The sequence below is a fragment of the Clostridium muellerianum genome, assembly GCF_012926525.1.
Lineage (GTDB): Bacteria > Bacillota > Clostridia > Clostridiales > Clostridiaceae > Clostridium_AM > Clostridium_AM muellerianum.
Map to the genome: position 1 here is coordinate 1 of NZ_JABBNI010000061.1, position 1007 is coordinate 1007.

General features: G+C 28.0%; 1 tRNA gene. It reads right to left on the reverse strand.

What is annotated here, in order from left to right:
• Positions 1-885: 885 nt before the first annotated feature.
• Positions 886-961: transfer RNA gene (locus tag HBE96_RS20850), tRNA-Ala, on the reverse strand.
• Positions 962-1007 lie beyond the last annotated feature (46 nt).

Sequence of the window (1007 nt, forward strand, 5' to 3'; positions counted from 1 at the left end):
CTCTCAATTTAAAAGTTTAATCTGTACTCAAATTATTGACGTTAAACTTATTAGTTTAACTAATACTGGCTTATTTAAAATAAGAATTAATTCTTACTTTCACTCTGTTTAATTTTCAAGGATCTTGTCGCATCTCAGCGACTTTTACATCTTATCATGTTTGCTTAATCTTGTCAAGAACTTTTTTTAAGTTCTTTTTGTTAAGCTTGCTGCATCACACAACTTTAATATAATAACACATGATTTAATCTTGTGTCAATACCTTTTTCAAATCTCTTCTTCTTTATCTTAAAAGAGCAGGTAATTCACATCAATTAAAATTACTTAACCATATACGCCTTCTTAAGCGACATATAATATTGTATCACAGATTTACTATATAGTGTAATCATAAAATCTCATCAATTGCAATTAAACTCTGCTTAGTTCTTTTTTTTAGGATTTATTAAATCTTATGCATATAGATACACCCGGTTATGTTATTAACACATTAACTATACTTATACATTGTAAAACTTAAATATACCTTTTAATTCTTTATCCTTTACTTCGTTTCTTATGAGTATGTTGATAATATATAAACCTTTAAAAAACTGTTTTCATATCACTCAATTAGGATTTTAAAAAACTAAAAATAAATTCTAAAAATATCTTTCTTCATTAAAAGAGCTATGGAATAAACCACTTTTATATATACTAGGCGTGACTTTTTGAAGTTGCAGCTTTTATTTTAAGCTAATAGGTATATTTATTATTACTTTTAATATAATCTATTACATCACAAATTAATTCAAAACTGTTCAGAATACTATAGAATTTTAATTTTGTTAAAAAACAGAAAATTTCTATGCAATAAAAAAGAAGTAACTAATGTTACTTCTTTTATGGTGGAGATAAAGAGACTCGAACTCTTGGCCCTCTGCGTGCAAGGCAGATGCTCTCCCAACTGAGCTATACCCCCATATGGTGGACCTTCAGGGACTCGAACCCCGGACCTACCGGTTATG